The organism is Diaphorobacter sp. C33 (assembly GCF_030503915.1).
Lineage (GTDB): Bacteria > Pseudomonadota > Gammaproteobacteria > Burkholderiales > Burkholderiaceae_C > Diaphorobacter > Diaphorobacter nitroreducens.
The window spans coordinates 2,762,337-2,785,030 of record NZ_CP129980.1 but is presented as its reverse complement, the minus strand read 5'-3'; the positions used below and the strand labels follow the sequence as shown (position 1 = coordinate 2,785,030).

Genomic DNA, 22,694 nt, shown 5'->3' with positions numbered 1-22,694 from the left:
GCTGTAGGCCCACGGGCCTTGTTATGAGGGCAGTGCTGCGCCGCATCCCGCGGCCGCTGCCCCGCATGGATTGAAGAGCGCGATCATGAACCGTTATCCGGTCTGGAAGTACGCGATCCTGGTGATCGTGTTGCTCATTGGGGCCCTGTATACCCTGCCCAACTTCTTTGGCGAGGCGCCCGCGGTGCAGGTGTCGTCGGCCAAGGCCACGCTGAAGGTCGACGCCGCGGTCCAGCAGCGCGTCGAGGACGCGTTGAAAGCCGCCAACGTGGCCTCGGACTCCATCGTGTTCGACGGCAACTCGGTGCGCGCGCGCTTTGACACGCCGGACAACCAGCTCAAGGCCAAGGACGCGATCGAGAAGGCCCTGATCCCCGACCCGAGCGATCCTTCCTACATCGTGGCGCTGAACCTTGTGTCGCGCTCGCCCGACTGGCTCACCGCGCTGCATGCACGGCCCATGTACCTCGGCCTGGACCTGCGCGGCGGCGTGCACTTCATGCTGCAGGTAGACATGCAGGCGGCGATCACGAAGAAGATCGAGTCGTACGCAGGCGACCTGCGCAGCGCGCTGCGCGAGAAGAACATCCGGCACGGCGGCATCGGCCGCGAAGGGCAGGCCGTGGACATCCGCGTGCGCGACGAGGCCACGCTCACGGCGGCACGCAACCTGATCGCCGACCAGTTCCCGGACCTGGCGGTCGTGAGCAGCGCCGACGGTGACGGTATGCGCCTGCGCGCCACCATCAAGCCCGAGGCCCTGCGCAAGGTGCAAGAGCAGGCCTTGAAGCAGAACATGGTCACGCTGCACAACCGTATCAACGAACTGGGCGTGGCCGAGCCCGTGATCCAGCAGCAGGGCCTGGACCGCATCGTGGTGCAGCTGCCCGGCGTGCAGGACACGGCCAAGGCCAAGGACATCCTGGGCCGCACCGCCACGCTGGAAGTGCGCATGGTGGACGAGGGCACCGAGGCGCGCGCCGCCGAAATGGGCACGGGCCCCGTGCCGTTCGGTGCCGAGAAATACCTGGACCGCAACGGCCAGGCCGTGATCGTGAAGAAGCAGGTCGTGCTGACCGGCGAGAACCTCACCGACGCGCAGCCAGGATTCGACGGCCAGACCCAGGAGCCCACCGTGAACCTCACGCTGGACGCCAAGGGCTCGCGCATCTTCAAGGACATCACGCGCGAGAACGTGGGCAAGCGCATGGCCATCGTGCTGTTCGAAAAGGGCAAGGGCGAGGTGGTGACCGCACCCGTGATCCGCAGCGAGATTGGCGGCGGTCGCGTGCAGATCTCCGGCCGCATGACCACGGCCGAGGCCAACGACACCGCACTGCTGCTGCGCGCCGGCTCGCTGGCCGCGCCCATGGAGATCATCGAGGAATACACCATCGGCCCGAGCCTGGGCGCCGACAACATCGACCGGGGTATCCAGTCGGTGGTCTGGGGCATGGTGGCCATCGCGGCCTTCATGTGCGTGTACTACATGCTGTTCGGCGTGTTCTCCACGATCGCGCTGGGCGTGAACGTGCTGCTGCTGATCGCCATCCTGTCGATGCTGCAGGCCACGCTGACCCTGCCCGGCATCGCCGCCATGGCCCTGGCGCTGGGCGTGGCCATCGACTCCAACGTGCTGATCAACGAGCGCATCCGCGAGGAGCTGCGCGCTGGCGTGGCCCCGCAGGCGGCGATCGCCACGGGCTACGAGCGCGCCTGGGCCACCATCCTGGACTCCAACGTCACCACGCTGATCGCGGGCCTGGCGCTGCTGGCCTTCGGCACGGGGCCGGTGCGCGGCTTTGCCGTGGTGCACTGCATCGGCATCCTGACCAGCATGTTCTCGGCGGTGTTCTTCTCGCGTGGCCTGGTCAACCTCTGGTATGGCCGCAAGAAGAAGCTCAAGAGCGTGTCCATCGGCCAGGTGTGGAAGCCCGAGGGCGATGAGCACCGCTCGGTGGCTGCCCGCGGCAATAGCAACTAAGAAAGGGGAAAACCATGGAGTTTTTCCGCATCAAAAAAGACATCCCGTTCATGAAGTACGCGTTGGTGCTCAACGCGGTGTCTTTCATCACTTTCGCGCTCGCGGTGTTCTTCCTGGTCACGCGGGGCCTGCACCTGTCGGTGGAGTTCACGGGTGGCACCGTCATGGAGGTGGCATACACGCAGACGGCCGACATCGGCAAGGTGCGCGACACCGTCGCGGGCCTGGGCTATGCCGACGTGGTGGTGCAGAACTTCGGCACCTCGCGCGACGTGATGGTCCGCCTGCCCGTGCAAAAGGGCGTCACCTCGGCCCAGCAAAGCGAGCAGGTGCTGAGCGCGCTGAAGGCGCAGGACCCCGAGGTCACGCTGCGGCGCACCGAGTTCGTGGGCCCGCAGGTGGGCGAGGAACTGGTGCACGGCGGCCTCATGGCGCTGGGCATGGTGGTGCTGGGCATCGTGATCTACCTGGCCTTCCGCTTCGAGTGGAAGTTCGGCGTGGCAGCGGTGATCGCCAACCTGCACGACGTGGTCATCATTCTGGGCTTCTTTGCGTTCTTCCAGTGGGAGTTCTCGCTGTCGGTGCTGGCCGGCGTGCTGGCCGTGCTGGGCTATTCGGTGAACGAGTCGGTGGTGATCTTCGATCGTATCCGCGAGGCCTTCCGCAAGTTCCGCAAGCTCAACACGCATGAGGTGATCGACCACGCCATCACCTCCACCATGAGCCGCACCATCATCACCCACGCTTCCACCGAGGCCATGGTGCTGTCCATGTTCTTCTTCGGGGGCCCCAGCCTGCACTACTTCGCACTGGCGCTGACCATCGGCATCCTGTTCGGCATCTACTCGTCGGTGTTCGTTGCCGCGGCCATCGCCATGTGGCTGGGCGTCAAGCGCGAAGACCTGGTCAAGGCGCCGACCCGCAAGGAAGGCGACCCGGCCGACCCGAACTCCGGCGCCGTGGTCTGACGATGCGCGTGCGCAGCCGCCTTGTCCGCGTGCCGATGCAAAGGCCGGGGCGCGACAGCGGCTGGGGCTAATATCGGAGCCCTATGGATTTTTCGCCCACTTCCACTGCCCACCGACGGCTGGCCCACCTGGCCCGCCAGCGTTTCGTGGAGGGGCTGTGCGCCGGCTTGTCGGCGCTGGACAGAACAGTCCATGACTTCCTGACCGAGTTGATGGGGCAGACCGCCACGCAGCGCGACATGCAGTTGCGGCGCGATGCCTGGATGGGCCATCAGGCCCACCGCAAGACCTGGGTGGAACACCTGGGCCGGGCCTGGCGTGAAAGCCTGGCGCCCCCGCCCGTCACGGGGCGCGGCACCCTCAACGCGTCCAAGGCGTTCGATGGGCTTGAACTGCTGGGCGACGATGTGTTGGAGAACAAGATCATCGCCTCGCGCATGGCGCTGACCCTTACCGAGCATGTGGCCGCTCCCTTCGATGCCGCGCGGCAGCGCACACAGCATCTGGAAGGCCGCGAGCTGGCCGGCACCGATATCCTGCGCCCCGAAACCCTGTGCCTGCATCTGGTCGAGCAGTGGTTGGAGGTGGGCCTGCAGCGCGACCATTTGCAGATGGTGATCGACCCGCTGCAGCGCGAACTGGCGGCGCTGGCGCTGGCGCAGTACCAGGCCCTCGTGAAGCTGTACGACGAACAAGGCGTCGTGGCGCAGGACGACCTGCGCGCCCGCGTGCGCCGCGCGGCCGCCGGCCCCAACACCGGCAGCCCCGGCGAGCCGCCGCCCGCGTCCGGTCCCGTGGGGCTGGCCTCGCAGGCATTGCAGCAGTCGCGCGCCGCGCTGGGGCGGCCCACGGAATTTGCCCCCACGCGCCAGGCGGCGTCGGCCTTCATGCCTCCGCCCCCCGGCATGCGCGGACAGCCGGCGATGGCCGGCATGGGCAGCCCGCTGGTGCGCGCGCGCCAGCGCGCCCAGGGCGTGATGATGCAGCTGCGGCGCTTGCTCACGCAGCCCACCACGGGCTACGACATGGTCAAGGCACCCCCCGCGTCCGCGGCGCTGGCCCATGCGCTGGCGGCGCACCGCGTCTCGGCCGACAGCTACTACAGCGACGTGGCCACGCTGGTCGAGGACTACAGCCCACAGGCCGTGGTCCGCGTGGCGAGCGCCGTGCGCGAGCGGTCCGTGGAGTTCAAGAAGAAGGCCAGTACCGCCAGCGAGAAGGCCATCATCGAGGTGGTGGCGCTGATGTTCCAGAGCATCCTGAGCGAAGACCGCATCCCGCCCTCGGTGCGCGTGTGGTTTGCACGCCTGCAGGTGCCGGTGCTGCGCGTGGCGCTGGCCGAGCCCGAGTTCTTCAGCAACCTCACGCACCCCGCGCGCCAGCTCATCGACCGCATGGGCGCCTGCGTGCTGGGCTTTGACGCCAGCTCCATCAATGGCAGCGCGCTGGAGGCCGAGATCCGCCGCATCGTGCAGGTGATCGAGCAGTACCCCGAGACCGGCCAGCGCGTGTTCCAGCTGGTGCACGACGAGTTCGAGAAATTCCTCGCCAAATTCCTCACCGAGAAGCAGGGCACCTCGCGCATCGTCAGCGTGGCCCAGCAGGTGGAGCAGCGCGAGACGCTGGCGATCCAGTACACCATCGAACTGCGCGCGCTGCTCAAGGACATGCCGGTGCGCGACGAGATCCGCGAGTTCTTGTTCAAGACATGGGCCGAGGTGCTGGCGATGTCGGCCGTGCGCGACGGGGCCCAGCATGCCAGTACCGCCGCCTTCAAGCGCGCCGCGGCCGACCTGGTGTGGGCGGCGGGTGCCAAGCCCAACCGGGCCGACCGTGCGCTGGTCATCCAGAACCTGCCGGCGCTGCTGCAGAGCCTGCGCCAGGGGCTGGCGCTGATCGGCGTGGCGGGGCCCGAGCAGGATGCACAGATCAAGGGAATCACCGACACGCTGGCCGACGCTTTCCTCTCCAAGACGGCCTCGATCCCGCAGGCGCACATCGATGCCATGGCCAAACGCCTGGCGAACCTGGAGGACTACATCGGCGACGAGGCGCTGGGCGACATGCCGCTGAGTGCGGACAACATCGAGATGCTGCTGGGGATCGACGCCTCGTCCATCCACGTCATCGCCGACAACGGCGCGCCTGTGCAGGACGACATGGTGGCCTGGGCGCAGCAGCTGCCGCTGGGCACCTGGTTCACGCTGGACCACAACGGCGCGTCCACGCAGGTGCAATACGCCTGGCACAGCCAGCGCAAGCAGCTGCACCTGTTTGCCACGCGCGATGGCGGCAGCTACCTCATCCAGCTGCGCCGGCTGGGGGCCTACCTGCAGGCGGGCCTGCTGGTAGCGCAGGAGGAGGAGAGCCTCACGCTGCGCGCCACGCGCGATGCGCTCATCAAGCTGGACGCCAACCCGGAGCGCCTGCTGGGTTGAGCGGTCGCGCAGCGGCCCAACGCGCACAACGGGGGCCGGCTGCGCACAGCCGCGCCGCGGGCCTCAAGCCTCTGGCAGGTCCATTGCGGCGCTAAAGCCATCGCGCGTATTGCGCGGTTTGGCATTGCACGACGGCGCGGCGTTGCGGGGTGCGACCGGTGGCGGACTGCGCGTCGACAGCTGCTATGGATGACATAGCTTTTGCCGCTGGACAGAAGCGCGCCAAGCCCCGTTCTATTCCCATTCATCACCACCCCGCACCACGCGGCGCACCACGTCGGCGGCGAAGCCACGCGTGGCCAGAAAGCGCATCTGGCGCGCACGCTCCTGCGGCGTGTCGGCGGGCTGGTCGCCAAAGCGCTGGCGCCACACGGCCCGGGCGCGCTGCAGTTCGGTGCCCGCCAGCTGGGCGGCGGTGCTGCGCACCAAATCCTCGTCCAGCCCCTTGCGCCGCAGCTCCTGCAGCACGCGCTGGGTGCCGAAGCGCTCCGCGCGGCGGTGCACCACGGACTCGGCCACGCGCTCTGCATTGATGAAGTCGCGCGCCTGCAGCTCGTCCAGCAGCGCTGGCAGATCGTCGCCCTCCTGCACGTGGCGCGCCAGCTTGGCCTGCAGTTCGCTGCGCGAATGCTCGCGCTGGGCAAGCAGGCGCAGCGCACGGCCCTTGAGGGAGAGGGCGGTGAATCCCATGAATGCTATTGAAAAAAGAGCTTCCAGCGCTTGATGGTCAAGCGCTGGAGGCAGATTTCGTTCAAGAACTCCGGTGCGTGGTTACGCTTCGATCTCGCCCGTCTTGTCGGCCTTCTTGCCGCGCGCAGGCTTGTCTTCGGGCAGATCGGCCGCCGGGCTGGCGTGGCCCGTGGGCAGCAGCGCGATGCCCAGACTTTCGCGCACCTTGTTCTCGATCTCCACGGCCAGGCCGGGGTTCTCGCGCAGGAACTCGCGGGCGTTGTCGCGGCCCTGGCCGATTTTCTCGCCGTTGTAGGCATACCAGGCGCCACTCTTTTCCAGGATGCGCGCGTTCACGCCCATGTCGATGATCTCGCCCTCGCGCGAGATGCCCTCGCCGAACAGGATGTCGAACTCGGCCGTCTTGAACGGGGGCGAGACCTTGTTCTTCACCACCTTCACCTTGGTCTCGTTACCAATGGCCTCGTCGCCCTTCTTGATGGTGCCGGTGCGGCGGATGTCCAGGCGTACCGAGGCGTAGAACTTCAGCGCGTTGCCGCCGGTGGTGGTCTCGGGGCTGCCGAACATCACGCCGATCTTCATGCGGATCTGGTTGATGAAGATGACCATGCAGTTGGTCTTCTTGATGGTGGCGGTGAGCTTGCGCAGTGCCTGGCTCATCAGGCGTGCCTGCAGGCCGGGCAGGGCGTCGCCCATCTCGCCCTCGATTTCGGCCTTGGGCGTGAGCGCGGCGACCGAGTCCACCACGATCAGGTCCACGGCGCCCGAGCGCACCAGGCTGTCCACGATCTCCAGCGCCTGCTCGCCCGTGTCCGGCTGGCTGATGAGCAGGTCGGTGAGCTGAACGCCGAGCTTGCTGGCGTACTGCACATCCAGCGCATGCTCGGCATCCACGAAAGCGCACTGGCCGCCTTGCTTCTGCATCTCGGCGATGACCTGAAGCGTGAGCGTGGTCTTGCCCGAGCTTTCCGGTCCGTAGATCTCGATCACGCGGCCGCGCGGCAGGCCGCCCACGCCCAGGGCGATGTCCAGGCCCAGCGAGCCGGTGGAGACCACCTGGATGTCCTCAATGGCCTCGCCCTCGCCCAGGCGCATGATGGTGCCCTTGCCGAACTGCTTTTCGATCTGCGCGAGGGCGGCTTGCAGGGCCTTGGCCTTTTCGCTGTTGACGGCGGTTGCGTTGCCTTTGACGGTGGCGTCCATGGAATGCTCCTTCGGGTCGGGGTCACGGTGAAATCGTGTGCCTGCCTGGAAACTGTTTCCAATGACAGGCTGGATGCTTGAACAGTAGTTTATGGGCGGTTGATGCGTTATCCAATCAATTTTTGGTCAGTTTGGCTGACAATGTGCGGATGACCGCTCCCCCCAGCCTCGACGACCGCTGGCGCCAGACCCACCTGGGCCGCCTGCTGGGCCATGCCATGCGGCGCTTCGATGCGCGCGTGCTGCAGCTCATGGCGCGCGACGTGCAGGTGCCGCTGGCGCTGTCCAACCTCGCGGCGCGCGACCAGGTGAGCGCCGCGCACATCCACATCACGCGGCATCTGTCGCTGCAGGGGGACCGCCTCACCGACCTGGCCGAGCGCGCGGGCATGGCCAAGCAGTCCATGGCCGCGCTGGTGGAGCAGTGCGCGGCCTGGGGTCTGGTCACGCGCGAGCCCGATCCGCGCGATGCGCGTGCGCGCCTGGTGCGCTTCACGCCCACGGGACTGGCGTGGCTGCAGGCGTTTCGCGCGGCGGTGGCGCAGGCCGAGGGCGAGTTCCGCGCCGAGGTGGGGCAGGACGTGGCCACGGTGGTTGCGCTGGGTCTGGAGGCCTATGCCGGCGGCGAGGGCACGGCGGCCTAGAATTCAGATAGAGCGCAGGCCGGCGCACGACAACCAGGAGAGACACCCCATGCGCATCCTCATCGCCGAAGACGACCAGGTGCTTGCCGACGGGCTGCTGCGCACGCTGCGCGGCTCGGGCGCCGTGGTGGACCATGTGGCCAGCGGCACCGAGGTCGATACCGCGCTCCTGACCAACAACGAGTTCGACCTGCTGATCCTCGACCTGGGTCTGCCCAAGATGCACGGCCTGGAGGTGCTCAAGCGCCTGCGCGGGCGCGGCTCGGCGCTGCCGGTGCTGATCCTCACGGCGGCCGACAGCGTGGACGAGCGCGTGAAGGGCCTGGACCTGGGCGCCGACGACTACATGGCCAAACCGTTCGCGCTGTCGGAGCTGGAGGCGCGCGTGCGCGCACTCACGCGCCGCGGCATGGGCGGCACCAGCAGCGCCATCCGCCACGGGCCCCTGGTGTACGACCAAGCGGGCCGCGTGGCCACCATCGACGGCAAGATGGTGGAGCTGTCCGCGCGCGAGCTGGGCCTGCTGGAGGTGCTGCTGCAGCGCGCCGGCCGCCTGGTGAGCAAGGAGCAGCTGGTGGAGCGCCTGTGCGAGTGGGGCGAGGAGGTGAGCAACAACGCCATCGAGGTCTACATCCACCGCCTGCGCAAGAAGATCGAGCGCGGGCCGATCCGCATCGCCACCGTGCGCGGCCTGGGCTACTGCCTGGAAAAGATCCCCGGCTGACAGCACCCGTGGATGCTCTGTTATTGATAGCTGCTTGCGCTTGATGCATAAGCGCTAGCGGCCAAAAAAGCCCACCACCTTGAAAATCTTCCAGCGCGAGCAGCGCTCCCTCTTCGGCGAAATCCTGGACTGGATGCTCACGCCGCTGCTGCTGCTGTGGCCGGTGAGCCTGGCGCTGACCTGGCTGGTGGCCCAGGGCCTGGCCAACAAGCCCTTCGACCGCGCGCTGGAGTACAACGCCCATGCGTTGGCGCAGCTCGTCACGGTGCACGACGGCAAGGTGCTGTTCAACCTGCCCCAGCCCGCCAGCGAGATCCTGCGTGCCGACGAGTCCGACATCGTCTATTACCAGGTGCTCTCGCCCACGGGCGACTACCTGTCGGGCGAACGCGACCTGCCGCGCCCGCCGCCCGAGGAGCAGGCGTTCTCCGGTGAGGTGCGGCTGCGCGACGCCGAGCTGCGCGGCATCGACATCCGCGTGGCCTACATCTGGGTGCGCGTGCCGCTGCCCGATGCGCCCGCCGCGCTGGTGCAGGTGGCCGAGACACGCGCCAAGCGCAGCGTGCTGGCCACCGAGATCATCAAGGGCGTGATGCTGCCGCAGTTCGTCATCCTGCCGCTGGCGGTGCTGCTGGTCTGGCTGGCGCTGGCGCGCGGCATCAAGCCGCTGCACCAGCTGGAGGAGCGCATCCGAGCGCGCAAGCCCGACGACCTCTCGCCGCTGGACCACAAGGCCGTGCCGATGGAAGTGGCGCCGCTGGTGGATTCGGTGAACGACCTGCTGCGGCGCCTGTCGGAATCCATGGCCACGCAAAAGCGCTTCCTGGCCGACGCCGCGCACCAGCTGAAGACCCCCCTGGCCGGGCTGCGCATGCAGGCCGACCTGGCGCAGCGCGAGGGCACCAGCACCGAGGAGCTCAAGCAGTCGCTCAAGCAGATCGGGCGTTCGTCCATCCGCGCCACGCACACCGTCAACCAGCTGCTGGCGCTGGCGCGGGCCGAGGGCGGCAGCGCCGTGGTGCAGCGCCAGCCGCTGGACCTGGCGCGGCTGGTGATCGAGGTGGTGCGCGACAGCGTGCCGCGCGCCATGGACAAGCACATCGACCTGGGCTACGACGGCGTCGAGCCCGGCACCAATGGCGTGTGGATGGACGGCAACCCCACGCTGCTGAAGGAACTGGTGCGCAACCTGGTGGACAACGCCATCAACTACACCCCGTCCAGCGCGCAGCAGCCCGGCGTGATCACCGCGCGCGTGCTGCCCGACCCGTTCAGCCATGTGCTGCTGCTGCAGGTGGAGGACTCGGGCCCCGGCGTGCCCGAGGCTGAGCGCGAACTGGTCTTCCAGCCCTTCTACCGCGCGCTGGGGACGGACGCCGACGGCTCCGGCCTGGGCCTGCCCATCGTGCGCGAGATCGCGCGCCAGCACGGCGCCGAGGTGGAACTGGAAGACGTGCGCCCCGGCGCGGCCATGCCCGGCGCGCGCTTCAGCGTGCGGTTCGCGGCACGCGAATCGGGGCCATAGCGCTGCCGCTGTCCGATGCTATCGATCAAATAGCTGCTCGCGCTTGATGGGCAAGCGCTGGAGGGCATTTTGAGGTGGATTCAAGCAGCCGGTGCGGCAGTGCCCGCTGCGGGGTCCGCCAGCGCCAGCAGCCAGTCGCGAAAGCGCACCAGCGTGGCCAGCTGCGCACGCGACTCGGGGTAGCACAGCCAGTAGCCCAGGTCGCTCGTGTAGCCGCCGCCGGGCAGCGGCTCGGTGACGGTGCCGGCGGCAATCTCGTCCTGCACCAGGCAGCGCGGCACCAGGGCCAGGCCCATGCCTACCGACACCGCACGGATGATGGTCTGGAACTGGTCGAACTGTGGGCCGGCCAGCGGGTCCAGGCCGTTCACGCCGTGCGCCTCGGCCCAGTGCTGCCAGGCACCGGGCACGCTCACGTGGCGCAGCAGCGTGTGGCGTGCCACGTCCTGCGGGCTGTGCAGGGGCGGCGCGCCGGCCAGCCCGGCGCGCGGGCCGATCAGGGCCACGTCGTTGCCCGTCAGGTAGTGCGCGCGTGCGCCCGGCCAGTGCCCGTCGCCGAACAGGATGGAGCAGTCCAGCTCGGGGTCGGCAAAGTCGTAGCCGTGCACGTAGGGCACGAAGTGCAGCGTGATCTGCGGGTGCTGCGCACGCAGCTGCGGCAGGCGCGGAATCAGCCACTTGGCGGCCAGCGTGGGCAGCACCGACAGGTGCAGCGCGCCGCCCTCGTCGCCGCTGGTGATCAGCTCCAGCGTGGCCGCCTCCAAGCGGGCTAGCAGGGCGCTCACGGCCTTTTCGTAGCGCTCACCGGCGGGTGTGAGCGACAGGCGCTTGCGGCTGCGCTCGAACAGCGGAACGCCCACCCAACGCTCCAGCTCCTGCACCTGCTTGCTCACCGCGCTCTGGGTGAGGTGCAGTGCCTCGGCCGCGCGCGAGATGCCCCCGAAGCGGGCCACGGTACAGAACGCCCGCAGCAGGTGCAGCGGCGGGTGAAGGCGGCGCAGGATCATGGGGTTTGCCGATCAAAACATTCCACAATGGAATGATAACAGGCACAGCTATTGCTTTTCCGTCCACACCCCTTCGTTTATCTTTCGTGCACCATCAAAGGAGTGAGTCCATGCAACGTCGCAAACTGATTGCCGCGCTGGCGGTTACCTCTGTAGTTTCTGGAATGACCTTCGCCCAGGACAACAGCCGTCCCCTGCGCATCGTCGTGCCCTTCCCGCCGGGCGGCGCCACCGACATTGCCGGCCGCTCGCTGCAGGAACCCCTGCAGCGCCTGCTGGGCCAGCCGGTGGTGATCGAGAACAAGGCCGGTGCGGGCGGCTCCATCGGCATGGCCGAGGTGGCGCGCGCCACCGACGGGCTGACCTTCGGCGTGGCCACGTTGTCCACCCACGGCGTGAACCCGGCCGTGCTGGGCAAGCTGCCCTACGACCCCATCAAGGACTTCGTCGGCGTGACCGAGATCGTCAAGGCGCCCGGCATCATCGTGGTCAACCCCAAGGTGCTGCCCGTCAAGGACTTCGCCGACCTCGTGAAGCACCTGAAGGCCCATCCCGGCAAGGTGGAATACGCGACGCCGGGCAACGGCACCATCGGCCACATGTGGGGCGAGCTGTTCAAGAGCGCCACGGGCACCAGCATGGTGCACATCCCCTACCGCGGTGCGGGTCCGGCCACCAACGACGTGCTGGGCGGCCAGGTGCCGGTGTACTTCGACCAGGTGGCCTCGTCGCTGCCGCACGTGAAGGCCGGCAAGCTCAAGGCCTTGGCCGTGTCCTGGCACGAACGCCTGGCCGTGCTGCCCGACGTGCCCACCTATGCCGAGCTGGGCTACAAGCAGGCCAACGATGCGTCGTGGTTCGGCCTGGTGGCGCCCAAATCCACCCCCGCGGCCCAGGTGCAGCGCGTGCAACAGGCCGTGGCCCAGGCCCTCAAGGAGCCGGCGGTGCGCGATCGCCTGGCGGCCCAGGGGCTGTATGCGTCGGGCACCACGCCCGCCGAGTTCTCCGCGCAGATCGCGCGTGAAATTGACAAGATGAAACAGGTGGCAGCCTATGCCAAGATCAAACTGGATTGATTTCCACGGAGTGTGCCTATGCAAGCAGTGCTGAAACTGATCCACAGCCAGTACCTGCAGGCCGAGCCCGGCGCAGCCGGCGCCCCTGCGGCGCCGCCCGCTGCGTCACCCGCACGCATGGTCTCCCGCATCGCGGGGCGCACGCCCCTGGTGCTGGATTCGCCGCACAGCGGCACCGTCTACCCCGCCGACTTCCGCGCTGCGCTGGACCTGCCCGTGCTGCGCCGTGCGGAAGACACCCACGTCGAAAAGCTCTACGCTTTCGCGCCCGGGCTGGGCGTGGGCTGGGTGGAGGCGCACTTCCCGCGCATCTACCTGGACGCCAACCGCGACACCACCGAACTGGACGCCACCCTGCTGGACGCGCCCTGGCCCGACCCGGTCACCACCGACCCCGTGGTGCTGCAGAAGGTGCGCCTGGGCAAGGGGCTGATCTGGAAGTTCACCGACGAGGGCGAGCCCATCTACGACCGCCCGCTGGGCGTGGACGAGGTGCGTGCACGCATCGATCGCTGCTGGCGGCCCTACCACGCGGCGGTGGCGGCCGAGATCGACGCCGCCCACGCGCGCCATGGCTACAGTATCCACCTCAACTGCCACTCCATGCCCGCCGTGGCCGCCAGCCACGCCACGCTCTACCCGGGCCTGCACCATGCCGACTTCGTGGTGGGCGACCGCGACGGGGCCACCGCCAGCCCGGCGCTGTCGCAGCAGATCTGCGCGTTCCTGCGCGAGCGCGGCTACAGCGTGGACTACAACCATCCCTACAAGGGTGTGGAACTGGTGCGCCGCTACGGCAACCCCGCGCAGCACCGCCACAGCATCCAGGTGGAGATCAACCGCAAGCTCTACATGGACGAGCAGACGCTGGACATCCTGCCGGCAGGGTTCGACCGGCTGCGCGCCGACCTGCGCGCGCTGGTGGAGTCTCTGCTGGCGACCGACCCGCGCGGCTGACCGCTGGCGGCGGCATTCAGGCGGCGGCCTCGGCCGCGAAGGGGCCCGCGGCTGTACCGAGGTTCCCAACGCAAGGCCCGTTCCCATGGACGGGCCTTTGTCATTCCACGCGCTTGTGCAGGCCAGTAGCGATAAAAAACATAGCTGCTGGCGCTTACCAGGCAAGGGTGAATGCGGGATTTCTTCCCTACAGCCACCGGGCGCCCCCGCGGTGTGCGCCGGCAGTGCATTCCGCATTGGAATGAGATGTATCGCAATGCTCATTGGTCAGCGGCCCGCGGGGTTCCCAGAATGGTTTGTTACCAAAGACCAACCTTGAGGGAGCATTGCATGCAGCGTAGAGACATCCTGACATTGGCGGCCGCTGGCGCCATCCCCGGCCTGGCGAGTGCCCAGGCCTCCAGCAGCACCCTGCGGCTGGTCGTCCCCTTCCCGCAGGGCGGCGCCACCGACATCACGGCACGCGTGCTGGCCGCGCCGCTGTCGCGCATCCTCGGCATGCCCGTGAAGGTGGACAACCTGCCCGGCGCGGGCGGCGCCACCGGCATGCAGGCGGTGGCCAAGGCCGCGGCCGACGGGATGACGCTGGGCGTAGCCACGCTCTCCACGCATGGCGTGAACCCCGCCGTGTACAAGAAGCTGCCCTATGACGCGATCAAGGACTTCGCGGCGGTGACCGAGATCGTCAAGGCCCCGGGCGTGCTGGTGGTGCACCCCAGCGTGCCGGCGCAAAACTTCGAGCAGTTCATCAAGCTGCTCAAGAGCCAGCCGGGCAAGATCACCTATGCCACGCCCGGTGCGGGCACCATCGGCCACATGTGGGCCGAGTTGCTGCAAAGCACCACCGGCACGTCCATGAAGCACGTGCCCTTCCGCGGCGCGGCGCCCGCCGTGGCCGACCTGCTGGAGGGCAAGGTGCAGGTGTACTGCGACCAGGTGGCGTCGTCGCTGCCTCATATCCAGGCCGGCAAGCTGCGCGCGCTGGCCGTGTCGTGGAATCAGCGCCTGGCCGTGCTGCCCAAGGTGCCTACCTATGCTGAGCTGAGCCTGTTCACCAACAACGATCCGTCGTGGTTCGGTCTGGTGGCACCCGCCGGCACGCCCGCCGTCGTGGTCCGCGCGCGCCGCAATGCCGTCGCACAGGCGCTGGAGGAGCCCGCCGTGCGCAAGGCGCTGGCCGACCACGGGCTGTTCCCCTCGGGCTCGCTGCCCGCGGAATTCGGGGCACAGATCCAGAAGGAAGTGGACAAGATGCGGCGCGTGAGCCGCTTTGCGCAGATCAGCTTGGACGCGGGCTGACGGCTGACGGCGGGCCGGCAGCGGCGCTGCCGGTGCGAAGGCCGCCATCCATCAAGACTGCCGCGCGCCATGCCGCGCAGGCCACCGCGGTCGGCAAACCGCGCCGGCGGCGTGCCAGGGATCAGGCGCAGGGGCGCAGCGTCTTGCCCGCCAGCGCCGGCTGCAGCGTGGTGTCCAGGCGTGTGCGCAGCGTGTCGTTCACGGCCGGCAGGCGCAGCATGAAGCCGGGCGCGTCGGCGCGCTCCTGCACCACGCGCGCGGTGCGCACGCCCTGGTTGGCCAGCAGGGCCATGCCGCGCTGCGCGGCCTCCTCGGTGGAAAAGCGTCCCAGCGACAGCCCCGGCTCCAGTGCCGCGCCGGGCCGGTCGTAGGGGATCTTGAGCGTGCGCAGCTCGGCGCGCTTCTTGGCCACCGCCTCTTCGTCGGGAAAGCGCCCCATGTACACCATCCAGCGGCCCGTGATCGGCGTGGGCTCCAGGGTCCAGCTGCCCTCGGGCAAGGCGGCCGCCGCCTGGCGCAGCGCGTCGGCCTGGCGCGCGTCGAACACGCCCGCCTGCAGGCAGGCCGGGGGCTCCGCGGGCGCGGCGGCGGTTGCGGGGGACGACGCCGCCCCGCTGGTGGCGGGTGCGGAGGCCGGCGCGGAAGACGCCGGGCCCGCCGGTGCCGCGGACGACGCGGCCCCCTTGCCGCCCTGGGGCAGCAGGCGCAGGTTCTGCGGGGCGATCTGCTGCTCCATGCGCTGCGGCTCGGACTCATCCACCGGCGCCAGGCCCCAGCCGCGCAGCAGCCCTTGCGACCAGGCGTAGTAGCCGGCGTTGGCCAGTAGCAGAAGCACGACGGCAAGGCGCAGCATGGCTCAGTCCTTCAGGGTGCGGGGGCGCGCAAAAAGCGCGGGGAACGCGGCGTGGCGGTCATTGCGGGCGCACGCTGATCTCGGCGCTGGTGACGGGCTGCATGCCGCGCGCGGTGTGCACCAGCAGGGTGCCGTCCTCGGTCACGCCGTGGGCCGTGCCCTGCGTGCCGTCGCTCAGCGTGACGGCGCGCCCGGCCAGCAGGTCGCGCTGTGCAAAGCGCGCCTGGAACGGGGCGAAGCCATGCTCGGCAAAACCCAGCAGTGCATGCACCAGCGGCGGCGCGATGCGCTGCAGCGCGCTGGCCGCGGTGAGCGTGGTGTCCACCTCGCGCAGGCACGCGGGGGGCGTGCGCAGCCCGTCGGCCAGCACGGGCAAAACGTTCAGCCCGATGCCCACCACCACGTAGCGGCTCTGGCCCGCCACCAGCGGCGGCACGGCCGCGCCGGGCGCGGTCAGGGTGGCCGTCTCCACCAGAATGCCGCCGAGTTTGCGCCCATCCTGGAGCCACAGGTCGTTGGGCCACTTGAGCAGGATGCGCGGGTGCCCGCTGCCTTCGGGGGGCAGGACGGGCTGCAGCGCCTGCGCCACGCTCACGCCCACGGCCAGCGACAGGCCCGACCAGTCGTGCGGCGCCAGCGGCAGGCCCAGCGAAAACGTGAGCGCGGGCACCACGCCGGTGTCGCGGTAGGTGGCGGCGCTGTGCCAGTCGCGCCCCAGGCGGCCGCGGCCGGCGGTCTGCTCCTCCGTCACCAGCAGCGTGGGCTCCAGCCGGCCGTCGCGCGCGCGGCGCATGAGCTCGCTGTTGGTGGAGTCGATGCTGGGCAAGACCTCTACGGTGAAGCCGGGCAGCAGCGGCGCAATCGCCTCCCACAGGGCCTCGGCCGGCCAGCGCACGGGGGTGGCGGCGGGGCTCACCGCTGGGCGCTCCTGCGGCCCTGGCGGGGTTTCGCGGATTTGGCGGGCTTGCCGGCTTTGCCGCTGCCTTTGGCTTCCTTGGCCTTGCGGGTCTTTGGGGCCTTCCCGGCTTTTTCGGTGGGAGGTTGGGGCGCCAGGCCCGGCGGCGCCCAGCCGCGCTTGGGCGCCAGCAGGGTGCCGCGGCAATTCTTGCTGCCGCACCAGCAGGGGTATTCGGCCTTCAGCTTGGGCGTGTAGCGCTCTTCGATGATCAGGCCGTAGTCGTAGTTCAGTTCCTCGCCCGCGCGGATGTTGCGCAGCGCGGTGATGAAGATGCGGCCGCCCTGCTCGTCGGCAAAGCAGTTGGGGTCGCAGCTGTGGTTGATCCAGCGCGAGGAATTGCCGCCGAACTTTGCGTCGATCACACGGTCTTCATCCACGTGGAAGTAGAAGGTGTGGTTGGGCTGCGCGGGGTCGTGCGGGTGGCGGTCCTGGGCTTCCTGCCAGCTGATGACCTCGCCCCTGTATTCGACGAGGACCTCGCCCTCGGCAATGTCCTGCACGGCGAACACACCCTTGCCATGCACGCCCGAGCGCCGGGTCTGGATGCGCCGACCGGCGGCGGGCGTGGGGGCGGCGGTGGAAGCGGTGCGGGGCATGGGGAAACTCTGTTACTTTGAATGTGTGCACACATGCGTGCGCGTGCGCGCGTGTGAGGCGGATTGTAGAAGCGCCAGCAGGGCGCGGTATGGCGTAAGAGACCCACAAAATGACCAAAACACTGGTAATTGCAGAAAAGCCCTCGGTGGCGCAGGACATCGTGCGCGCCCTCACGCCGGTTGCCGGCAAGTTCGAGAAGCACGAGGACCATTTCGAGAATGAGCGCTACGTGGTCACCAGCGCCGTGGGCCACCTGGTGGAGATCCAGGCGCCCGAGGAATTCGACGTCAAGCGCGGCAAGTGGAGCTTTACCCACCTGCCGGTGATCCCGCCGTATTTCGACCTGAAGCCCGTGGACAAGACCAAGAGCCGCCTGAACGCGGTGGTCAAGCAGGCCAGGCGCAAGGACGTGACCGAACTGGTCAACGCCTGTGACGCGGGCCGCGAGGGGGAGTTGATCTTCCGCCTGATCGAGCAGTACGCCGGTGGCGCCAAGGGGACGTTGGCCAAACCCGTCCGCCGCCTGTGGCTGCAGAGCATGACGCCCCAAGCCATCCGCGACGGCTTCGAGAACCTGCGCAGCGACCAGCAGATGCAGGGCCTGGCCAGCGCCGCGCGCAGCCGCTCCGAGGCCGACTGGCTGGTGGGCATCAACGGCACGCGCGCCATGACGGCCTTCAACTCGCGCGACGGCGGGTTCTTTTTGACCACCGTGGGCCGCGTGCAGACGCCCACGCTGTCGCTGGTGGTGGAGCGCGAGGAAAAAATCCGCAAGTTCGTCAGCCGCGACTACTGGGAAATCCACGCGGGCTTTCATGCCGAAGCCGGCGAATACCTGGGCAAGTGGTTCGACCCCAAGTGGAAGAAGAGCGACGACCCCGAGGCCCGCGCCGACCGCGTCTGGTCGCACCACCAGGCCAAGGACATCGCCGACGCCGTGCGCGGCAAGGCCGCCACCGTCACCGAGGAAAGCAAGCCCACCACCCAGGCATCGCCGCTGCTGTTCGACCTGACCAGCCTGCAGCGCGAGGCCAATGGCAAGTTCGGCTTCTCCGCCAAGACCACGCTGGCGCTGGCGCAAAGCCTGTACGAGCGCCACAAGGCGCTGACCTACCCGCGTACCGACTCGCGCGCGCTGCCCGAGGACTACCTGCCCGTGGCCAGGCAGACCTTCGGCATGCTGGCTGGCAGCGGCATGCGCCACCTGGCGCCGTTCGCGCAGCAGGCGCTGGACGACGGCTACGTGCGCCCGTCCAAGCGCATCTTCGACAACAGCAAGGTGAGCGACCACTTTGCCATCATCCCCACCACGCAGGCCCCCAGCGGCCTGTCCGAGGCTGAGCAAAAGCTCTACGACCTGGTGGTGCGCCGCTTCATGGCGGTGTTCTTCCCCAGTGCCGAATACCAAGTCACCACCCGCATCAGCCAGGTGGTGGGCCATTCGTTCAAGACCGAGGGCAAGGTGCTGGTCAAGCCCGGCTGGCTGGCCATCTACGGCAAGGAGGCCGCCAACGAGGTCGAAGACGGCAAGGCCGGCGACAAGGGCCAGCCGCTGGTGCCCGTCAAGCCCGGCGAGATGACCCACACCGAGTTCGCCGAGGCCAAGGGCCTGAAAACCAAGCCGCCCGCGCGCTACTCCGAAGCCACGCTGCTGGGTGCCATGGAAAGCGCCGGCAAGCAGATCGACGACGACGAACTGCGCGAAGCCATGCAGGAGAAGGGCCTGGGCACGCCGGCCACGCGCGCGGCCATCATCGAAGGCCTACTGACCGAAAAATACATGCTGCGCGAGGGCCGCGAGCTGATCCCCACGGCCAAGGCCTTCCAGCTCATGACGCTGCTGCGCGGCCTGGATGTGCAGGAGCTGTGCCGCGCCGACCTGACGGGCGAATGGGAATTCAAACTCGCGCAAATGGAAAAGGGCCAGCTGAGCCGCGAAGCCTTCATGCAGCAGATCCAGGCCATGACCGAGAAGCTGGTCAAGAAGGCCAAGGAATACGACCGCGACACCATCCCCGGCGACTACGCCACCCTGTCCACGCCGTGCCCCAACTGCGGCGGCGTGGTGAAGGAGAACTACCGCCGCTACGCCTGCACGGGCGCGAACGGCGCGGGCGAGGGCTGCGGCTTCTCGTTCACCAAGTCGCCCGCGGGCCGCACGTTTGAAACCGCCGAGGCCGAGCAGCTATTGCGCGACCGCCGCATCGGCCCGCTGGAGGGCTTCCGCTCCAAGGCCGGCTGGCCCTTCGTGGCCGAAGTCACCATCGCCCGCGACGAAGAGGCGGGCAACTACAAGCTCGAATTCGACTTTGGCGACGACAAAAACGCCGAGGAATCGGGCGAGATCGTGGACTTTGCCGGCCAGGAAAGCTTAGGTGCCTGCCCCAGCTGCGGCGCCCCCGTGTATGAACACGGCAGCAACTACGTGTGCAGCAAATCGGTGCCCACCGCCCAGCAGCCCACGCCGTCGTGCACCTTCAAGAGCGGCAAGGTCATCCTGCAGCAGCCCGTGGAGCGCGCGCAGATGCAAAAGCTGCTGGCCACCGGCAAGACCGACCTGCTGGACAAGTTCGTCAGCATGCGCACGCGCCGCGCGTTCAAGGCCTTCCTGGCCTGGGACAAAGAGGCGGGCAAGGTCAACTTCGAGTTCGAGCAGCGCGAATCCAAATACCCGCCGCGCAAGACGGCTGCTGCAAAAACAGGAGCTGCCAGCGCAAGCGGGACGGGCGCTGGAGCCGTAAAAGCCTCTAAACCCGCCACCAAGGCCGCCGCCAAGAAGGCCGCCGCCAAAACCACGGCCGCCAAGACCCCGCGCAAGGCCAGCACCGCCGCCGGCAAGGCGCCCAGCGCCCAACTGGCCGCCGTGATTGGCACTGAACCCGTGGCGCGCCCCGAGGCCGTCAAGAAGATGTGGGACTACATCAAGGCCCACAACCTGCAGGACCCGCAGGACAAGCGCACCATCGTCGCCGACGACAAACTGCGCGCCGTCTTCGGCAAGGACCGCATCGGCATGTTCGAGCTGGCCGGCATCCTGGGCCAGCACCTGGCCTGACGCCATGCTGAGCCGCGGCGAGCGCATCTTCTGGGGCGGCCTGGCCGCCGCCGTCATTGCCGGCGCCGCCGCCGCGTGGTGGACGGCCGACCAGTGGACGCCCCACGCCGCCCCCTGGGCCGCGCAGATGTGGCGCAAGATCACCCGCCCCGGCCCCGACACCCTGCCGCGCGACAAGGCCGGCCGGCCCGCGCCCGCCGTACAGGGCGCGGCCGGTGCCGCGTCGGCGCCCCTGGCGCAGCCGCGCAAATGCCAGCAACCCGACGGCCGCGTGATCTACACCGACCAGCCGTGCCCGCGGGGCAGCCGGGAGCAGACGGTGGACGGGGCGGTCACGTCCCTGCCGGCGCGCTGAGCGGGCATTGCGGCGGCGCCGGGGGCCGTGGTGCTCCCCTGATGCGCTTGGTGCAGCGCCGTGACTGCAGGGCATTGACGCCCTGAATTCATGTTGCTCCTGTTTCGATAGCTATTAGCGCTTACTGCATAAGCGCTAGGGGCTGTTTTCGTCTTAAGCCGCGCACCGCGTCCCCATCCAGCCGGATGCCGCGGGCTCGGGTTTTCGTCAGTTTGGAATCAGCTTCGCCGCCTATAAGGTTTCAATCCGAAACAAATGGGATGGGCGGGGGAGGAATGGCGACGTTGATACCCGCACTTGGCTCATGCGCGGGGCGCATGCAGTCGGGTGAACGCAGGCTGGCCGAGCGGCTAGCGAAAGTTTGAGAAGACGACTGCCGGCTGGTAGGGCATGCCGATAGGCCCCAAGCAGACCTTCACCGAATTCGTGGTAGTGCCTCGCGCTTAATTCAACGTTTCAGCGTCACTGAATAAAAGGGAGGAATGCAATGCGTGTGCATCGGCTAAGTTTTAGGCGGTCTAAATTTCTACAACGCTCAGAAATATGCGGTGCTGTATGCCCGCGCATGTGTTCGGCACGCCTTCGACTGCGTTTGTACGATTACCTAATCCTGGTTAGCCCACCGAAATGCCGAGCCTCACGCTTATAAGGCGACTTCCCCCAAAGCTATCAGCGTGGCTGTTCTACAGAGGCTATCCAGTCGCGCTTCTGATCCGATTTTTACTGGGCAATATATACGGAGTTCTGCTGTTATCGGTTGCCATCTACATCTATCGGTTATATTTTTCGAACTCACAACCTCTCTCTTTTGCAGAGATGGCTGTTTGGTTTGATGATCTGTCGGCAGAAACAAAGACTGGGCTTCTCGCAGCATCTCTCACCATTATTGGGTTTATGTTCGCTTTTCAGACCGCAACCGAAAACTGGAAGAACGAAGCTCTCGCAAACATAAAAATCCACGTCGCCACAGAGATTGAAGGATTTTTTGCAGAGGCGTCGCATCTCACATCAAATGCCGAGATATACGCAAACACCCTCGTAAACACCATCAAAAAAATACAGAGTAGCAAAGATCAATCGGACATCAATTTCGCAGTTCAATGGGCTATCGATCGCTTGCCTGCCTTCATGGCGGCAAGAGAGCGGCTATCTGCTATGTCTATCGAGATTCACCGATTGTCCGGGAAGCACTTTTCAATACTCGCCACAGTGCCGGGCGCGATCGATTCGATGGAAGACTGCGCCGCGTCATTTGAGCAAATAACTAAGCATATGTGGTTTAGGCTTCCCTCTGTGCCAGCAGATCATCCTAACCCAGTGGGAATTTTCTTCTCACAGGTCAACGTTGCGGAATGCTCGGATTTTGTCCGTTGCTGCGGCGAAAATTTTGGTCGCATAAATGGCTTATCCGGTGGTGTAAGAGGTGCTCTTCTCGCCCCCGTAATTGGTATGCGCGTGGGAACCTGGTCAAGCCTACTTGGCAAGAAAGATCAATTTGTCGCAGCCCTCAATAAAGTCAAGAAGGAAGATTTGAAGAATGGCTAACCCATCATTCCAGCGGACCGCCTTCGGCGTCCGCTGAATTTCAACGTTAGGTCACGCAGCTGATAATCAGTGGCGCATCTTTTGTACCGCAGCTATACATCAGCTCGCGATAATGTTGAAAAAGTCGAAACATAAAATCTCCTTATGACACAACACAACAACAAGCCTTTCAGCAGCAACGACGCCGGGAAGCTCTTTGTCTTCGCGTTGCTCGTACTTCCGCCGAGCTTTTTTTTGGTCGGAATCGTTCCTGTTCTGTTCTTGCTATTTGGCGCTCTTATGTTCCGAAAGTCAGAAAACTTTGGCCATATCGAAATTGCTGCACGCAATTACCGGATTTTTTGCATTCTGGTGTTTCTCGGGCTGATGGGCGTTGCTGGTTACTTTTTTCTTGAGTACCTCGGAGCAGACCGTGATTCTTGGGAGCGCAAATACCTCCTTCGCGACGCGGCCGCATGCGCCGCAAGCAGCTTGATACCCCTCTTCTACATTGCCGCCATGCAAGTGCTATTCCTAAAGCCCATGCGTGCAAATGAAGATTGGCTGACACAAAAGGTCTCAGCAGTTGGTAGAAAATCGACATCAGGCAACACAGGAGATATTGACATCATCAAAGGCGAGAGGTTGCGGTCGTTTTCGGTTGCGGACGAACTCCTCAAATGGGCAAAGCTTAAGGAAGATGGCCATATTAGTGAGCAGGAGTTTGCAGAAGCAAGGCGAAAGCTGATGGAACGCAACTGAGTTTTAGCACCCAGCAACATTGAAAAAGCGATACCTCTCAAGCCGCTCACTCTAAGTGGTTGATTTACAATGAAT

Annotated in this window: 19 protein-coding genes; 13 read left to right on the top strand and 6 right to left on the bottom strand. The window is 66.8% G+C overall.

All coding sequences use genetic code 11. The annotated features are described in order from the left end of the window. Positions 1–85 precede the first annotated feature (85 nt). From secD to QY917_RS13120, 3 genes are all read left to right on the top strand, one after another. Positions 86–1,984, top strand: a complete 1,899-nt coding sequence (gene secD, locus QY917_RS13130; RefSeq protein WP_015914576.1) for a protein translocase subunit SecD — start codon at positions 86–88, stop codon at positions 1,982–1,984. 14 nt (positions 1,985–1,998) lie between these two features. Further along, entirely contained in the window at positions 1,999–2,952 is a 954-nt protein-coding gene (secF, locus tag QY917_RS13125; RefSeq protein ID WP_015914575.1) for a protein translocase subunit SecF, read from the top strand. Between the two features lie 83 nt (positions 2,953–3,035). Continuing rightward, positions 3,036–5,390: a DUF1631 family protein gene (locus tag QY917_RS13120; RefSeq protein WP_123675519.1), complete on the top strand. Its 2,355-nt coding sequence runs from the start codon at positions 3,036–3,038 to the stop codon at positions 5,388–5,390. A gap of 234 nt (positions 5,391–5,624) precedes the next feature. On the opposite strand, the gene recX is transcribed toward QY917_RS13120, so the two are convergent. Further along, positions 5,625–6,080: a recombination regulator RecX gene (recX, locus tag QY917_RS13115; RefSeq protein ID WP_011807085.1), complete on the bottom strand. Its 456-nt coding sequence runs from the start codon at positions 6,078–6,080 to the stop codon at positions 5,625–5,627. An 81-nt stretch (positions 6,081–6,161) separates the two neighbouring features. Continuing rightward, positions 6,162–7,283: a recombinase RecA gene (recA, locus tag QY917_RS13110; RefSeq protein ID WP_011807084.1), complete on the bottom strand. Its 1,122-nt coding sequence runs from the start codon at positions 7,281–7,283 to the stop codon at positions 6,162–6,164. Between the two features lie 149 nt (positions 7,284–7,432). Here recA and QY917_RS13105 point away from each other — a divergent pair, with 149 nt between their 5' ends. The 3 genes from QY917_RS13105 (at position 7,433) to QY917_RS13095 (ending at position 10,176) form a co-directional block, all read left to right on the top strand. Then, a complete protein-coding gene (locus QY917_RS13105; protein ID WP_088888100.1) occupies positions 7,433–7,927 on the top strand; it encodes a MarR family winged helix-turn-helix transcriptional regulator in 495 nt (164 codons plus the stop codon). Positions 7,928–7,976: 49 nt separating this feature from the next. Beyond that, positions 7,977–8,651, top strand: a complete 675-nt coding sequence (locus tag QY917_RS13100; RefSeq protein ID WP_011807082.1) for a response regulator transcription factor — start codon at positions 7,977–7,979, stop codon at positions 8,649–8,651. A 79-nt stretch (positions 8,652–8,730) separates the two neighbouring features. Next, complete coding sequence (locus QY917_RS13095; protein ID WP_088888101.1) at positions 8,731–10,176, top strand: sensor histidine kinase; 1,446 nt, start codon at positions 8,731–8,733, stop codon at positions 10,174–10,176. Positions 10,177–10,256: 80 nt separating this feature from the next. Here the strand turns inward: QY917_RS13095 and QY917_RS13090 are convergent, their stop codons facing one another. Further along, a complete protein-coding gene (locus QY917_RS13090) occupies positions 10,257–11,183 on the bottom strand; it encodes a LysR substrate-binding domain-containing protein (RefSeq protein WP_015914570.1) in 927 nt (308 codons plus the stop codon). A gap of 110 nt (positions 11,184–11,293) precedes the next feature. Between QY917_RS13090 and QY917_RS13085 the strand changes: the two genes are divergently transcribed. The 3 genes from QY917_RS13085 (at position 11,294) to QY917_RS13075 (ending at position 14,515) form a co-directional block, all read left to right on the top strand. Continuing rightward, positions 11,294–12,259: a tripartite tricarboxylate transporter substrate binding protein gene (locus tag QY917_RS13085; protein ID WP_011807079.1), complete on the top strand. Its 966-nt coding sequence runs from the start codon at positions 11,294–11,296 to the stop codon at positions 12,257–12,259. Between the two features lie 18 nt (positions 12,260–12,277). Then, positions 12,278–13,216 carry an N-formylglutamate amidohydrolase gene (locus QY917_RS13080; RefSeq protein ID WP_088888102.1) on the top strand — a complete coding sequence of 313 codons (939 nt, stop codon included), beginning with the start codon at positions 12,278–12,280 and terminating at the stop codon, positions 13,214–13,216. A 330-nt stretch (positions 13,217–13,546) separates the two neighbouring features. Beyond that, complete coding sequence (locus QY917_RS13075) at positions 13,547–14,515, top strand: tripartite tricarboxylate transporter substrate binding protein BugE (RefSeq protein WP_123675520.1); 969 nt, start codon at positions 13,547–13,549, stop codon at positions 14,513–14,515. Between the two features lie 121 nt (positions 14,516–14,636). Here the strand turns inward: QY917_RS13075 and QY917_RS13070 are convergent, their stop codons facing one another. The 3 genes from QY917_RS13070 to QY917_RS13060 are packed head-to-tail and all read right to left on the bottom strand — an operon-like array spanning position 14,637 to position 16,922. Further along, complete coding sequence (locus QY917_RS13070; RefSeq protein WP_123675521.1) at positions 14,637–15,368, bottom strand: SPOR domain-containing protein; 732 nt, start codon at positions 15,366–15,368, stop codon at positions 14,637–14,639. A gap of 58 nt (positions 15,369–15,426) precedes the next feature. Next, a complete protein-coding gene (locus QY917_RS13065) occupies positions 15,427–16,284 on the bottom strand; it encodes a biotin--[acetyl-CoA-carboxylase] ligase (RefSeq protein ID WP_123675522.1) in 858 nt (285 codons plus the stop codon). Next, entirely contained in the window at positions 16,281–16,922 is a 642-nt protein-coding gene (locus QY917_RS13060) for an SET domain-containing protein (RefSeq protein ID WP_123675523.1), read from the bottom strand. The genes QY917_RS13065 and QY917_RS13060 overlap by 4 nt, the downstream gene beginning before the upstream one ends. Positions 16,923–17,032: 110 nt before the next feature. On the opposite strand from QY917_RS13060, the gene QY917_RS13055 reads away from it, so the two are divergent. From QY917_RS13055 to QY917_RS13040, 4 genes are all read left to right on the top strand, one after another. Beyond that, complete coding sequence (locus QY917_RS13055; protein ID WP_123675524.1) at positions 17,033–19,978, top strand: DNA topoisomerase III; 2,946 nt, start codon at positions 17,033–17,035, stop codon at positions 19,976–19,978. 4 nt (positions 19,979–19,982) lie between these two features. Then, a complete protein-coding gene (locus QY917_RS13050; RefSeq protein ID WP_123675525.1) occupies positions 19,983–20,333 on the top strand; it encodes a DUF4124 domain-containing protein in 351 nt (116 codons plus the stop codon). Positions 20,334–20,960: 627 nt separating this feature from the next. Beyond that, the gene (locus QY917_RS13045) at positions 20,961–21,878 is read left to right on the top strand and encodes a hypothetical protein (protein ID WP_148060997.1); all 918 of its coding nucleotides are present in this window, start codon (positions 20,961–20,963) and stop codon (positions 21,876–21,878) included. Positions 21,879–22,022: 144 nt separating this feature from the next. After that, positions 22,023–22,619: an SHOCT domain-containing protein gene (locus QY917_RS13040; protein WP_123675526.1), complete on the top strand. Its 597-nt coding sequence runs from the start codon at positions 22,023–22,025 to the stop codon at positions 22,617–22,619. The last annotated feature ends 75 nt before the right edge of the window (positions 22,620–22,694 follow it).